Origin of the sequence: Halorussus sp. AFM4 (assembly GCF_051194995.1) — an archaeon.
Classification (GTDB): Archaea; Halobacteriota; Halobacteria; order Halobacteriales; family Haladaptataceae; genus Halorussus.
On the sequence record NZ_JBNTJT010000003.1, the window covers coordinates 520,602 to 534,546 of the forward strand.

The following is a 13,945-nucleotide window of genomic DNA, read 5'->3' on the forward strand; positions in this document are numbered from 1 at the left end:
GTATGACAGCGACGCAGGGCGACCTCGCCTCCCTCTCGCGGTTCATCTTCCGCGCGCCGCGGTGGTACGCCAGCGTGGCGTTCGCGCTCCTCATCGCCGCCGTCGCGGGCGTGGGCGCGTTCGACGCGGGGTTCGTGCTGGAGGACGCGTGGCAGGGCGTGTTCTTCATCGGCGTCCCGACGGTCGTCGCAAGCCTGCTGACCACGCCGGTCGACCGCCGCCTGGGCGGCCAGCTCACGTACAACCGGTCGTCGCTGCTGGCGCTGACCTGCGAGGCCGTCATCGTCGCCATCATGGCGGGCGCGGGCGCCGTGGCCGTGCTGTCGGCCCGGCTCGGCCAGCAGTTCGTCTTCGACACGCTCATCGTGGGGCTGGCCTCGGTGTTCGCGCTCCGGCTCCTGGTGGTGATGGCGGTCTCGGGCACCCCCGTGCTCACGGCCGCGGTGCCCGCCAGCCTCCAGACCGGCACGGCCGCCGTGCTGTTCTTCATCTACAGCGGGACGATGAAGTACCTCCACGTCGGCGGCGGGCCGATCGCCGAGGTGTTCTTCAACCGGGTCGAGGAGGCCCCGCGCGCGCTCAACGTGGTCGAGGCCCAGGACTTCGCCCTGCTCGCGGTGATGTGTCTGGTCTACGGCGTCGCGGTCTGGGCGTTCGTCAAGTTCATCGACCGGCCGTGGAAGCGGAGCCTCGACGTGAGCGTCCTCGACTTCATCCGCGGGTTCATCGGCCACATCGCGGAGGGGACCAACGAACTCGAGGGGTTCTTCGAGGACATCGGCGAGGAGGCGGTGGTGCCGGTCACGGTGCTGGCGTTCCGCCGGAAGGACGGTTCGGAGAAGGCCCGGTTCGTCCTGCCGATGATCCACCCGGGCCCGATGGGCGAGATCGGCGGGGGCAACCTCCCCCGGCGGGTGGCCGAGTCGGCCGAGGGCGTCGCCTTCCCGCCCCACGCCACCGCCGGCCACGACTTCAACCTCGTCACCGAGCGCGAGGTCGACGAGCTCATCGCGACCGCCGACGAGGCGTTCGAGAACATCGAGTACCACGACACCGCCACGCCGTCGGTCCGGGTCCAGGAGGGCGACGCCAAGGTGGTGGGCCAGGCGTTCGGCGACGACGCGCTGCTGGTCGCGACCTACTCGCCGGAGTTCGCCGACGACGTCGAGTACGCGGTCGGGCTCTCGGCCGCCGCGGAGGCCCGGTCGGCCGGCGTCGACGACGTGATGCTGGTCGACGCCCACAACTGCAACAACGGGCTGGAGGGACCGAACCTCGGCCACGTCTACCCGGGCAGCGAGCGGTCGTTCGACATGATGCAGGCCGCGGCCGAGTCGGGCGGCCGGCTCGCCGACGCCGAGCAGGCCCCGATGCGGCTGGGCGTCGCGTGGGACGGGACCGAGTGGGAGCCCCGCGACGGCATCGGTCCGCTCGGGGTCCGGGTCGCGATGCTGGAGGTCGGCGACCACCGCACCGCCTACGTCCTCGTCGACGGCAACAACATGGAGCCCGGCCTGCGCGACCGCATCGTGGCCCGGCTCACCGGCGACGAGGAGGACGACGACGGAGACGCGAGCACGGTCGACGACCCGGAGACCGACGGCCCGGCCGCGGTGGCGACCGACGGCGCGCCGGTTCCCGCGGCCGACGAGGCCGAGGTGATGACCACCGACACCCACATCGTCAACCAGGTCGAGGCCTCGAACCAGGTGGGCGAGGCCATCGACCCCGACGAGCTGGTCGCGGTGGTCGAGCGCCTCGTCGCCGAGGCGGCCGCGGACGTCGAACCGGTCGAGGCGGGGATGGCCAGCGAGCGCGCCGAGGTGACGGTGTTCGGCAACGACCGGACCGAGACGCTGGCCAGCCACGCCAACGCGGTCATCTCGATGGGCGCGGCGCTGGCCGCGACCGTGGTGCTGGCCGCGATGGCGGTCAGCCTGCTCATCTTCTTCCTCGCGGCGTCCTGACCGTTCGGCGGTCGACTCCGTCGGTTTCGCCTCCGGATCCGTAGCCTGCACGAACTACCGAATTTGCGGACTGGCTACCGAATTTGTCCCTCGATCACCGAACCCGGGCGATACCAATCGTAAACCGCCTAACGGCTTGGCGATAGTACCGGAACAAATATAAATACAATCTTTAAATTTTGCCGCGATGGATTCGACTTACTCCCGACGGACGTACCTCGCCCGCGGCGGGGCCGCGCTCGCCGGCGTCGGTTCGCTGGCCGGCTGCGCCGGACGGCTCCGCGACGGCGGCGGGACGGTCACCTTCGGGTCGATTCTGCCCCTCTCGGCGGACGGACTCCTCGGCGATCTCGGCCAGGCCCACACGCGCGCGGTCGAGACCGCGATCGGCGACGTCCGCGCGGCGGGCGGTCCGCTCGGCCGCGACGTCGAACTGCTCTCGCGCGACAGCGAGGTCGACGGCGAGACCGCGGTCTCGCAGTGCCGGGCGCTCGTCGAGGCGGGCGCCGTCGGGTTCGTCGGCGCGCTGGTCAGCGACGTGTCGCTCGCGCTCGCGGAGTTCGTGAGCGACAACCCCGTGGCCCAGGTGAGCCCGTCGAGCACGACGCCGGCGCTCGCCGGCCGGGGCTACGTCGGCGACACCAAGTACGTCGGCCGGACCGCGCCCAACGACATCCAGCAGGCGTTCGTGATGGCCAAGGCGCTCAACGACGCCAAGCACGCGGGCGCCGAGACGGTGGGCGTCCTCTACCAGAACAACGGGTTCGGCAACAGCCTGGCCCGCGAGGTGGTCGACGCGGTCGACGGCCGCGTGACCGCGGAGGTACCGTTCGACCCGGGCGCCGACGCCTTCGACGACACCATCGCGGAGGTCACCGGCGGCGACCCCGATGCGATCGCGGTCGTGAGCTCGCCCGGCAGCACGCGGGGCGTGCTCCGGACGGGCGTCGAGAGCGACTACGCGGGCGACTGGGTGCTGAGCGCCGGGCTCATCCCGAGCTCCCCGCCGGACTACTTCGACGGGCTGTACGGCGCGACGATGGCCTCGCGGCGGTCGACCGGCGCCCAGAGGCTGGCCCAGAAGCTCGACGACATCGCGCCGCTGCCGGCCTACACCCAGCACGCCTACGACGCGCTGTTCCTCCAGGCGCTGGCTGTCGAGCGGGCGGGCGAGGCGACCCCCGAGGCGGTCGCGACCAACCTGCGGGCGGTGTCGGGCGGCCGGGGCCACACCGTCACCGTCGGCGAGTTCGACCGCGCGAGGAAGCTGCTCGACGCCGGCCGCGAGGTCAACTACGAGGGCGCCTCGAGCAGCGTCGACCTCAACGCGAACCTCGAACCGCTCAACCCCTACGTCATCCAGCGGGTCAGGGCCGGCACGGTCGAGGACCTCGAACTGGTGAAGGCCTCGTTCTTCGCCGGGAGGGAGGACTGACATGAGCGACGACGACTCGGGGCTCCGCGGTCGGCTCGGCGCCCCCGCCCGGTGGCTGGAGCGGCGCCTGCCGAACCGGATCCGGCGAAGCTACGCCGCGAAGTTCAACCTCGTGCTGGTGCTGGTGGTCGTGCTGGTCGGGGCCATCGGCCTGTTCATCCACTTCGACACCAAGGGGCTCGTCCAGGACGACACCGAGGCCCGGATCACCGGCATCGCCCACGAGGAGGCCGAGGCGGTCCGGAGCTGGGTGAACAAGAAGAAGTCGACGACGTCGTTCATCGCCTCGTCGGTCGCGGCCGACGGGCAGGGAGCGGTCGGGACCACGCTGGAGCGCCGGTTAGTGGAGCTGCCCAGCGACGTCCAGTCCATACACTACCTCGACACGAGCAGCGCCACCGTGGTCGAGAGCACCGACGACGCGGCGGTCGGGTCGACCGTCACCGCCGACAGCGCGCCGTGGGCCGCCGACCTCAGCGGGCTGCCCACCGGGACCGTCACCGTCTCGGCGCCGTACCAGACCGACGCCGGGCCGGTGGTGGCGTTCCTCACGCCGGTCGGCGACGCCCGGACGCTCGTGCTCACCGCGTCGCTGGAGAAGCGCTCGCGGGGCTTCAACTCCCCCATCGCCACCGGCGACATCAAGGTCGTCAACCCGAACGGCACCGTCGTGCTCGACAACCGGAACGGGAACCTGCTCTCGTCGTACAGCCCGGACGGGGAGCTGCCCGACGCGGTGGCCGCCGGCTTCGAGGGGACCACCAGCTTCGGCACCGTCTCGGCCCAGACCGGCATGGAGGCGGGCCGGTACGTGATGGCCACCGCGCCGGTCGTCGGGACCGACTGGGTGCTGACGTACCACGTCCCGAAGCAGCAGGCCTACGCGCTCCAGACCCAGGTGACCCGGAACATCGGCGGGCTGCTGGTCGTGATGCTGGTCGGGCTGGGGCTGGTCGCGATCACCATCGGCCGCCAGACCGCCCGGTCGCTCGACACGCTCGCGGCGAAGGCCGACGCCATCGGCCGGGGCGAACTCGACGTCGACCTCCCCGACTCCGGGCGGATCGACGAGCTCGGGTCGCTGTTCGACTCGTTCGAGTCGATGCGGTCGTACCTCAACACCGTGGCCGACCAGGCGGACGCGCTCGCCGCCCAGGAGTTCGACGACCCGGTGCTCGACGAGGACGTGCCCGGCACCTTCGGCGAGGCGCTCGACCGGATGGGCGAGGACCTCGAGACGATGGTCACCGACATCGAGCGGGCCCGCGACGAGGCCGAGGCCGCCAAGCAGGAGGCCGAGGCGCTCTCGGAGTCGCTGGTCCGGGAGGCCGAGGCGTTCAGCGGCGTGATGGAGGCGGCCGCCGACGGCGACCTGGCCCGCAGGATGGACGCCGACAGCGAGAGCGACGCGATGGCGCGCATCGCCCGGGAGTTCAACGACATGATGGCCGAGCTCGAATCGACGGTCGGGGAGGTCCGGGCGTTCGCCGAGAGCGTGGCCGGCGCGAGCCAGCAGGTCACCGCCCGGACCGCCGACATCGAGGACTCCAGCACGCAGGTCAGCCGGGCCAGCCAGCAGCTCTCGGCCGGCGCGCGCGACCAGCAGGAGCGCCTGGAGACCACCTCCAGCGAGATGAGCACCCTCTCGGCCACCATCGAGGAGGTCGCGGCCTCGGCCGACGAGGTCGCGGAGGCCGCCGAGAACACCGAGTCGCTCGGCGAGGACGGCCGCGAGGCCGCCCGCGAGGCCATCGAGACGATGCGCTCGGTCGAGGCCGAGACCGAGGCCACGGTCGAGCAGATCGACGGCCTCCAGTCGGAGATGGACCGCATCGGCGAGATCGTCGACCTCATCCGGGACATCGCCGACCAGACCAACCTGCTCGCGCTCAACGCCAACATCGAGGCCGCGGCGGCCGACGGCGACAGCGACGGGTTCGCGGTCGTCGCCGAGGAGATCAAGGCGCTGGCCGAGGAGTCCAAGGCGGCGGTCGACGACATCGAGGACCAGATCGAGGAGATCCAGGCCGAGACCGACGAGGCGGTCGACGACATCCGGGCGACCCGGTCGCAGGTCGCCGACGGCGTCGACGCGGTCGACGAGGCCCAGGACTCGCTGGAGGCCATCGTCGAGAACGTCGAGGAGACCGCGGTCGGCATCCAGCAGATCAACTCCGCGACCGACGAGCAGGCCGCCAGCACCGAGGAGGTCGTCTCGATGATGGACGACGTGACCCGGCTCAGCGAGGAGTCGACCGACGAGGCCGAGCAGGTCGCGGCCGCGACCCAGGAGCAGTCCGCGGCGGTGTCGGAGGTCACCGAGAGCGCCGACCACCTCGCCCGCCAGGCCGACGAGCTGATGGAGATGCTGGAGGACTTCCGGGTCGACGCGCGCGGCGGTGAGGCGGACGTCGGTGTCCCTGCGCCCGGGGCTGACGGTGACGAACAGGACGGGTACGACCCCGTCGACCCCGAGGAGTCGGTGCGCGTCTCGCGGTCCGAGTGACGGACCCGGAATCTCCCCTATCGGCAGTTAGTAGCACGATCTCTCTTCTCACTCTCCGATCAGAAAGCGGGAGCGAGGATTCGTTCAGTACGTGGTGCGAATGTATCGATGAGCGTACCGTCTGGTTACGTCTTCAATCCATGCCCTGTGAGTGGCATCACCACGTCTGCATCTGGTTCAATCGTTTCCCGTTCTCGATACGCCGCAAGTGCCGCAGGCGCAATCGCTGAGGTCGGTTCTACGTAGAATCCGTGCGAGTGGAGTCGGTCTAACTCCGTTTGCACCTCGTCTTCCGTGATCGCAATCGCATCACCGTCGGTCTCAGCAATCGCATTCAGGAGCTGTTGTTTTCGTGTCGGCTCCCGTATATGGACGCCATCTGCGACATCGTTCTCGCTCTCGGGGACTGCGTTGAGTTCGCTCGCAATCGGGGCATATCCCGCGGCCTGCGCGCCGAGCAGACGTGGCACCGTATCAATCCACCCTGCTTCGGACAACGCCTTGAATCCACGGTACACGCCCAGGAACAGCGTTCCATGGCCGAGTGGCATCACGATCGCGTCAGGGACGTTCCAGTCACGTTGAAGTGCGAGTTCGTACGCGAACGTCGCCGTCCCAGCAAAGAACGCTGGACTCCACGAGTGACTCGCGTACCATCCATCGCCCGATTCGACAGCCTCGATGCATGCATCGGTCGCGGCTTGGCGTCCTCCTTCTATTCGAACAGGCGTCGCACCGACCCGTTCGATTCCTCGGATCTTCCCCTCTCTTACAGAGGCTGGAACGTAAATCTCTGCGTCGAGTCCAGCGCGAGCCGCGTAGGTTGCGATGGCAGCCCCTCCGTTCCCTGATGAATCTTCGACGACTCGATCTGCACCACACGCAATTGCATGGCTGATAGTTGTGGTTGCACCCCGATCCTTGAAGCTACCCGTTGGCGAGACGTATTCGAGTTTAAACTGAGCATCCCATGTCGATGATGAAACCAGCGGCGTCATTCCTTCGCCCAGAGAGACGCCTTTCTCAACCGGAATGAACATATCGAACGACCAGAGTCCGTCTCGGGTATCGAACTGACCGGGGTCTGGCCGGTCGGATGCCGGAAGCGGTTGGTGAGTGAAGTCAAGGACGCCGCCACACTCACACCGCCACTGATCGGTGTACGTCCGCCCACACGAAGAACAGACAAGTTCGGGAGTACCCATGGACTCTCTTGGTCACGTATCATGGAGAAACTTTTCGATGTTGGTAACGTAGCTATCATTACGCGACGGTAGGTGAGTGTCCTCTATTCAGCAGGGCATTTCTACCAGCCATGAGGCAGGTCAATAACGGACGTGATACATTCACGCTCTATACTTACCGGTGGTCTCACCGACTGCTCTAAATAAAGAAGCCGAATGACCAGCTACTGTTCTTCGTTTCCCCGGTCCTCGTCAGCGTCGTACCGCTCGGCCGCCGACTCGAACGACAGTTCCTCCTGTTCGCGCGACCGACGACCTTCCTTCTCGGCGATGGCCTCGGGGTCGGGGTTGACGTCGTCGTCGATGCGGGCCCACGACTTGTGGACCTTGGCGTGGCACCACCGGCAGAGGTACACCGTGATCTCGTGGCCGAGGGTCTCGCCCTCGCCGGCGTAGGACAGGTGGTGCTCCTCCAGCAGCGGGCGCTCGTCGGAGTGGGCCATCCGGCGCTCTTCCAGCCCGCACCGGATGCACTCGCGGTCGCGGTTCCGGCACCGGTAGTGGGGACACGACGACCAGTCCCAGTCGCCGTCGGGGTCCGCGGCGGGACACCGCAGGTCGTCCTCGCGGCGCTCGCGAGCGAACTCGGGGTCCTGTCGGGGGTGCTCGAAGGCGAACCGGCACTTGCCCTCGTCGGTGAGGTGGTCGCAGACCCCGGCGTGGTCGTAGGGGTCGTCCACGCCGACCGGGGTCCCGGAGGGCGTCTCCTTCATGCTCTGGTCAGTCCATCGGACGCCCCGGGATAAAAACGGTCGGACTCCGCGGAGCGGCGGTCAGCGGGTGGTTCGGCGGGACGTCGTCGCTCGCCGGACGGTTCGGCGGAGAAACCGCGTCGGTCTACAGCGAAGCTCCGTCAGTCGGCGTGCGGGGCGGCGTTCGCCGTCGAGTTCGACGACGAGTCGCTCGTAGAAGGCGCGGCGTCCGCGTCCATCGTCGGGTTGTACGGGTGGGGCGAGCGGACGGCGGCGATGAGACTCCACATGACGCCGGTGAGCACCGAGCCGAGCGCCGACATCGTCATGCCGAGGGTGAAGAACGCCGTGCCGTAGACGAAGCCGATGGTGGCCGAGGGCAGGGCCGTGCCGAGCGGGACGTTGGCCATCGAGTCCCGGAGCGTCGGGACGAGCACGAGCAGCGAGAAGACGCTGCCGGCGAGGAAGACCAGGTCCTGCCACATCATGGTTGTCGCTCCGTTCGAGTGGGGGAAGTGGTGGAGGGTTCCGTCATCGACTCAATGTAGACGAGGGGATTTTAAAAAGTTTACTCACTACCGAGTAAACAGTTCGTTACAGTTCGAGACGATACCACGGCCCGCGGTTCAAGCACTCACGAAGCCCCTGCAACCGTCGCGTATGTCATCATTATCGACTCTGGAACGCCAGATTCGGAACCCGAGCGAAATGCCCAGTCCGGCCCCGGAGCCGCCGGTATCGCAGCCGTTACCGGCGCCGTTCCGCCGGCGAGTCGCACCGTTGCAACGCTCCCGCGGCGTCCGAGGGACGGCGCGCAGAGCGACCGAGCGCGCCGACGGAAACGCTTTTGTCACCACCGGGAACACCTCGGCTCGTGCGAGTAGTACACGACGACGGGCGGTCCGAGCGGACGCTGGCGACCCGGGTCGACACCGCCGACTCCTTCCTCTCGCGGGCCCGCGGGCTGATGTTCCGGCGGTCGATCCCCGACGACTACGCGCTCGTCTTCCGGTTCGACGGCGCCGGGGTCCGGGACGTCCACATGGTGTTCGTCCCCTTCCCGCTGGACGTGCTCTGGCTCGTGGACGACGAGGTCGTCCGGACCGAACGGCTCTCGGCCTGGACCGGGCTGGCCGAGGCGGAGGCCGACCTCCTGATCGAGCTGCCGGCCGGGAGCGCCGACGAGGTGGCGGTCGGCGACGAAGTCAGAGTGGAGTAATCAGTCGCCGGCGTCGTCGATGAGTCGCTCGGCCCGGCGGAGCAGTCTGGCGCTCAACCGGGCACCGACTTCGTCCATGGCGACGAGGGCATCCTTCGCCTCGGCGACATCGAGTCGTCCGCGTTCGACCGCGGCGACGATCACGCCGATGGACCCTGAAACCGGAACACCAAGCGCTTTGCAGGCCTTCCGGAGCGGTTTGTCGTCGGTCACGACGACCGGATCCTCGGCAGTCGTTCCGAGGGCGAGCAGTGCAACGTCTCCCTCGACGCTCCCGGAGTCGCTCGGCGGACTCCCGGAGAAATCGGCGTCGAGATGAGTCGCCGCGTGTTCCAGCGGCTGACGGCCGACGACGTCCACCGTGTCCACTACCCGGAGCCACTCGTCGCTGGCGGCATCGAGGTGGCTCGCCGCCGGTTCGTCAGCGACCTCCTCGGCCACTGCCTGCGGGACGATGACCTCGCTCTCGAAGGAATCGAGGAGGTCAACGTAATCGATTTCGGCGAGCGTGATGAACACGCTGGCGTCGACGAACGATCGCTTCGTCGGGGCTGCATCGTTCATCGTCGACTCACAGGAGGTTCTCCACGTCGGATTCGAGGTCGGCCTCGTCGTAGTTCCGGAGGACGCCGCGCTCGTTGGCCTCGTCCATCATCTCGGCGACGGTGAGGCCCGCGATGTCGGCGGCTCCGCGCATCCCGACCTCACCGTGCTGGTACTTCTGGAGCGCGACGCGGACGAGTTCCTCCCGCGCGCCGGCCCGAATCGCGGCCCGGATCGCGTCGCTGCGGCTCCCGTCGTGCTGCTCCGCGAGGCGGTCGACGAGGTCGAGTTCCTCGTCGCTCATGCGGGTCGTGACGTTCTCCATGTAGAATACAATGCAATGCATCGTATTATTCCTGGCGGGGCGAGCCGGGTCCGACAGACCCGTCTGTCACAGAGACCCGCTTAACTACCCCGGCGGGCAACGGGAGTGGTGTGGTCCAGCATGGCCAGTGAACGATTTATTCGGGGGCTCCCCCGATAACACATCCCCATCGAACGGCGGCGCACAGCGCGACGAACGCGACGAGCGGTTCTCGGACCGGGACGTGCGGCTCCTCGACACCACGCTGCGCGACGGCGAGCAGGCGCCGGGCGTCTCGATGTCGCCCGACGAGAAGGCCGACGTGGCCCGGGCGCTCGACCGGGCGGGCGTCGACGTGATCGAGGCCGGCAGCGCCTGCACCGGCGCCGGCGAGCGCGAGACCATCCGGCGGGTCGTCGACCTCGACCTCGACGCGACGGTCACCAGCTTCGCCCGGGGCGTGACGAGCGACGTGGACCTCGCGGTCGACTGCGGCGTCGACGGCGTCCACGTGGTCGTGCCCGCCAGCGACCGCCACGTCGAACAGAAGGTCGGGTCGACCCGCGAGGAGGTCGCCGAGACGACCGCCGACCTGGTCGAGCACGCCCGCGACCACGGCCTCTGGGTCGAGGTCATCGGCGAGGACGGCTCGCGGGCCGACCTCGACTTCCTCGAACGCCTCGCGGAGGCCGCCCACGAGGCTGGCGCCGACCGGTTCTGCTTCGCCGACACGGTCGGCCACACCGGCCCGGAGCACGCCTACGAGGCGGTCTCGCGGCTCGCCGACCTCGGGCCGACCAGCACCCACACCCACGACGACCTCGGGCTCGCGGTGACCAACGCCCTCGCCAGCGTCGCCGCGGGCGCGGACCTGGTCCACGCCACGGTCAACGGCGTCGGCGAGCGGGCGGGCAACGTGGCCCTCGAGGAGGTCGCCATCGCGCTCGCCCACCGCTACGGCGTCGAGACGGTCGAACTGACCGAGCTCTACGACCTCGCCCGCACGGTGGCCGACGCGACCGACGTCCCGCTCGCGCCGAACAAGGCGGTCGTCGGCGAGAACGCCTTCGCCCACGAGTCGGGCATCCACACCGACGGCACGCTCAAGGACGAACGGATGTACGAGCCCTACCCGCCCGAGACGGTCGGCCGGGAGCGCCGGCTCGTCCTCGGCAAGCACACCGGCCGGGCGGGCGCGGAGGCCGCGCTCGCCGAGCACGGCGTCGAAGTGGACGACGACGAGCTACAGGAGGTCGTCGCCCGCGTCCAGGACCTCGCCGAGCGCAACAAGCGGGTGACCGACGCCGACCTGCTCGCCATCGCCGAGGACGTCCAGGGCCGCGAGCGCGACCGGCGCATCGAGCTCCTCGAGCTGGCCGCGACCAGCGGCGGGCGCATCCCGACCGCCAGCGTCCGGCTCGCCGTCGACGGCGAGGAACGGGTCGCCAGCGGCACCGGCGACGGCCCGGTCGACGCCGCGGTCACCGCGGTCCGGGAGGCGGTCGCCGGGTCGGGCGACTCGACCGCGGTGGCGGCCGACGCCAACCTCGAATCGTACCACGTCGACGCCATCACCGGCGGCACCGACGCGGTGGTCACGGTCGAGGTCGAGATGCGCCGGGGCGACCGGACGGTGACCGTCGCGTCGAGCGACGGCGACATCACCCGCGCCAGCGTCACCGCGATGGTCGACGCCCTCGACCGGCTGCTGGTCGCCGACGAGGCGACCGATCCGGCGGTCGCGGACGACTGACTGCCGGAGTCAGTCTCGGGAGCCCGGACACATTATCCTCTTCTTGCGCCCTCGGTAAAGTCAGTCGTCCCGAACCGCCTCGGCGACCGATTCGAGTTCCGCCTTCCGGAACGGGCGCTCGGTCTGTTCCGGGTCATCGTCGTCCAGGACGCCGATCTTCCACAGGATTCCCGCCCGCATCTGGGACTTCGAGGGGAGCCGGTCGGTGTCGATATCGTAGCCTACCGCGGCGCAGATCGCCGCGAGCGCCTCCTTGGTGAAGGCGGTCGATTCGACGCGCTCGTATCGCCCCACGGCGGTCCGGATGTCGTTCCGGAGGTCGTCGACTGTCGGTGCCATACCGGCGGGGACGGGGACGCGCGTGCTGAGCCTTGCGGTCGAGCCACGGGGCCGCTTCCGGCGGGCCTCAACCTCTTTCCCCGTCGGGCCGTACGGCCACCGTGAACGTCACCGAGAGACTGAAACGCGGCGACGGCAACCGCGGGAGCGTCGACTGGCTCGCCCTGCTCGCCAGTATTGCGGTCTGCCAGCTCGCCGGCGTCGTCCCGTCGCTGCTGACCGCCGACGAGGTCGCGACGTGGTACCCGACGCTGGCCAAGCCCGGGTTCACCCCGCCGAGCTGGGTGTTCGGCCCGGTCTGGACGACGCTCTACCTGCTGATGGGCGTGGCGCTGTACCTGGTCTGGCGGAGCGGCCGGAACCGGCGCCGGCGGATCGCGCTCGCCGCCTTCGGGGCCCAGTTGGCGCTCAACGCGGCCTGGACGCTGGTGTTCTTCGGCTCGCGGGCTATCCTCGGCGGCCTCGTCGTCATCGCGGCCCTGCTGGCGGTCATCCTCGCCACGGTCGCGGCGTTCGCCCGCGTCGACCGCCGCGCGGCCGCGCTGCTCGTTCCCTACCTGCTCTGGGTCGGGTTCGCCACAGCGCTCAACTACCGCATCTGGCGGCTCAACGCGTAGCCCGTCGGCGCCAGCGGTCGCCCGACGCTCCCGGAGCGTGTTCGGTGGCACGCCAGAAGTATTGGGTCGTTACCGACGCGTTCGCCGCGACAACGAGGGCCTGACCCGACAGTGGACGACCGTTAATGGGGATTTTTGGAGTCTATAACAAAGGGCGGGAGCGGCGTCCCAGCGGACGTGTCGAACAGTTCGGTTCCAGGGTCCTACGCCTTCGGGGGCGGTCGCTTCGCCGTCGGAGCGAACCGCTACTCGCTGCTCGTGGTGTTGTTCGTCGGCAAAGCGCTCGACGCGGTGAGCACCGTGACCGTCCTCTCGCTCCGGGAGGACGTCTACGAGTCGGTATGGCTCACCCGCACGCTCATCCACGAGATCGGGATGGTACCGGGCGTGCTCGCCACGGTGGTGCTCGCCGTGGTCGGCGTCGCGCTGCTGGCCGAGAGCGGCGAGGCCGTCGCCAGGCTGACGCCGGACGGCTGGGCGCCCGACGGCTACTCCGACGCGTTCCGGGTCGTCACCTACTGCTCGGCGGCCGCCTGGTACGGGTTCCTCGGCGTCCACAACTTCATGTTCCTGTTTTAGAATCGAAGGACTACGACGAGACCAAGATAATCCGGATAATTATAGCTATCGACGGTGAAAAGCTGAAGAAATTTCGGGAACGCCGAGGAGGAGATTCGAACTCCTGTGTCCGTGAAGGACAGTTGCTCTCGAAGCAACCGCCTTGGCCAGGCTAGGCTACCTCGGCTCACCTCCACGTAATCCCCGTTCCGTCTTAGGGATTTCGATTCCCGATGCTTTCTTCAACCAACCGCCACCTTGAAGCAGGTTCCCCGCGACGTTGTAGGGTATGGACGTAACCGAGGCGAACGAGCAGTGCGAAGCCGTCCTCGATGCCATCGGCAACGCGGTCATCGCCGACCGGGAGTTCCTCGAGACCGTGCTCCTGGGCGTGATGGCCAGCGGCCACGCCCTCCTCGAAGACGTGCCCGGCACGGGCAAGACGCTGACCGCGCGGAGCTTCGCGTCCGCGCTCGGCCTCTCGTTCTCGCGGGTCCAGTTCACCCCCGACCTCCTCCCCGCGGACGTGACCGGCACCCACGTGTTCAACGAGCAGGACCGCGAGTTCGAGTTCAACGAGGGGCCCATCTTCGCGAACGTGGTGCTGGCCGACGAGATCAACCGCGCGCCGCCCAAGACCCAGGCCGCCCTCCTGGAGGCCATGGAGGAGGGCCAGGTCACCGTCGACGGCGACACCCACGAGCTCCCCAAGCCCTTCTTCGTCATCGCGACCCAGAACCCCGTCGAGCAAGAGGGGAGCCTTCACCC

13 protein-coding genes, 1 tRNA gene and 1 pseudogene are annotated in these 13,945 nt (G+C 68.8%); 8 read left to right on the forward strand and 7 right to left on the reverse strand.

Annotation, left to right across the window (positions count from 1 at the left end; translation table 11 throughout):
• Positions 1–2 precede the first annotated feature (2 nt).
• From ACQUQF_RS15660 to ACQUQF_RS15670, 3 genes are all read left to right on the forward strand, one after another.
• Entirely contained in the window at positions 3–1,967 is a 1,965-nt protein-coding gene (locus ACQUQF_RS15660) for a DUF2070 family protein (RefSeq protein WP_435180035.1), read from the forward strand.
• A 187-nt stretch (positions 1,968–2,154) separates the two neighbouring features.
• On the forward strand, positions 2,155–3,402 hold the full coding sequence (locus ACQUQF_RS15665) for an ABC transporter substrate-binding protein (protein WP_435180036.1): 1,248 nt from the start codon (positions 2,155–2,157) through the stop codon (positions 3,400–3,402).
• Between the two features lies 1 nt (position 3,403).
• Positions 3,404–5,908, forward strand: a complete 2,505-nt coding sequence (locus ACQUQF_RS15670) for a methyl-accepting chemotaxis protein (RefSeq protein WP_435180037.1) — start codon at positions 3,404–3,406, stop codon at positions 5,906–5,908.
• Positions 5,909–6,033: 125 nt separating this feature from the next.
• Here the strand turns inward: ACQUQF_RS15670 and ACQUQF_RS15675 are convergent, their stop codons facing one another.
• The 3 genes from ACQUQF_RS15675 to ACQUQF_RS15685 all read right to left on the reverse strand — a co-directional run bounded on the left by ACQUQF_RS15675 (position 6,034) and on the right by ACQUQF_RS15685 (position 8,332).
• On the reverse strand, positions 6,034–7,113 hold the full coding sequence (locus tag ACQUQF_RS15675) for a pyridoxal-phosphate dependent enzyme (protein WP_435180038.1): 1,080 nt from the start codon (positions 7,111–7,113) through the stop codon (positions 6,034–6,036).
• A 203-nt stretch (positions 7,114–7,316) separates the two neighbouring features.
• A complete protein-coding gene (locus ACQUQF_RS15680; protein WP_435180039.1) occupies positions 7,317–7,865 on the reverse strand; it encodes a DUF7097 family protein in 549 nt (182 codons plus the stop codon).
• A gap of 140 nt (positions 7,866–8,005) precedes the next feature.
• Positions 8,006–8,332 (reverse strand): hypothetical protein, encoded by a 327-nt coding sequence (locus tag ACQUQF_RS15685; RefSeq protein WP_435180040.1) that lies wholly within the window; start codon positions 8,330–8,332, stop codon positions 8,006–8,008.
• A gap of 386 nt (positions 8,333–8,718) precedes the next feature.
• On the opposite strand from ACQUQF_RS15685, the gene ACQUQF_RS15690 reads away from it, so the two are divergent.
• Positions 8,719–9,063: a DUF192 domain-containing protein gene (locus ACQUQF_RS15690; protein WP_435180041.1), complete on the forward strand. Its 345-nt coding sequence runs from the start codon at positions 8,719–8,721 to the stop codon at positions 9,061–9,063.
• Here ACQUQF_RS15690 and ACQUQF_RS15695 read toward each other — a convergent pair whose 3' ends face one another.
• Positions 9,064–9,627 (reverse strand): DUF3368 domain-containing protein, encoded by a 564-nt coding sequence (locus tag ACQUQF_RS15695; RefSeq protein ID WP_435180042.1) that lies wholly within the window; start codon positions 9,625–9,627, stop codon positions 9,064–9,066. It abuts the gene before it with no gap.
• A 7-nt stretch (positions 9,628–9,634) separates the two neighbouring features.
• Entirely contained in the window at positions 9,635–9,931 is a 297-nt protein-coding gene (locus ACQUQF_RS15700) for a UPF0175 family protein (protein WP_435180043.1), read from the reverse strand.
• 223 nt (positions 9,932–10,154) lie between these two features.
• On the opposite strand from ACQUQF_RS15700, the gene ACQUQF_RS15705 reads away from it, so the two are divergent.
• The gene (locus ACQUQF_RS15705) at positions 10,155–11,663 is read left to right on the forward strand and encodes a 2-isopropylmalate synthase (RefSeq protein WP_435180044.1); all 1,509 of its coding nucleotides are present in this window, start codon (positions 10,155–10,157) and stop codon (positions 11,661–11,663) included.
• 60 nt (positions 11,664–11,723) lie between these two features.
• Here ACQUQF_RS15705 and ACQUQF_RS15710 read toward each other — a convergent pair whose 3' ends face one another.
• Complete coding sequence (locus tag ACQUQF_RS15710) at positions 11,724–12,002, reverse strand: hypothetical protein (RefSeq protein ID WP_435180045.1); 279 nt, start codon at positions 12,000–12,002, stop codon at positions 11,724–11,726.
• A gap of 101 nt (positions 12,003–12,103) precedes the next feature.
• On the opposite strand from ACQUQF_RS15710, the gene ACQUQF_RS15715 reads away from it, so the two are divergent.
• Together ACQUQF_RS15715 and ACQUQF_RS15720 are read left to right on the forward strand one after the other, a co-directional pair.
• Entirely contained in the window at positions 12,104–12,619 is a 516-nt protein-coding gene (locus tag ACQUQF_RS15715; protein ID WP_435180046.1) for a TspO/MBR family protein, read from the forward strand.
• Positions 12,620–12,796: 177 nt separating this feature from the next.
• On the forward strand, positions 12,797–13,198 hold the full coding sequence (locus ACQUQF_RS15720; protein ID WP_435180047.1) for a hypothetical protein: 402 nt from the start codon (positions 12,797–12,799) through the stop codon (positions 13,196–13,198).
• Between the two features lie 80 nt (positions 13,199–13,278).
• Here ACQUQF_RS15720 and ACQUQF_RS15725 read toward each other — a convergent pair.
• Positions 13,279–13,364, reverse strand: a tRNA-Ser gene (locus tag ACQUQF_RS15725).
• Positions 13,365–13,466: 102 nt separating this feature from the next.
• Here ACQUQF_RS15725 and ACQUQF_RS15730 point away from each other — a divergent pair.
• Positions 13,467–13,937: pseudogene (locus tag ACQUQF_RS15730) on the forward strand (AAA family ATPase); the annotation flags it as partial.
• Positions 13,938–13,945: the final 8 nt, after the last annotated feature.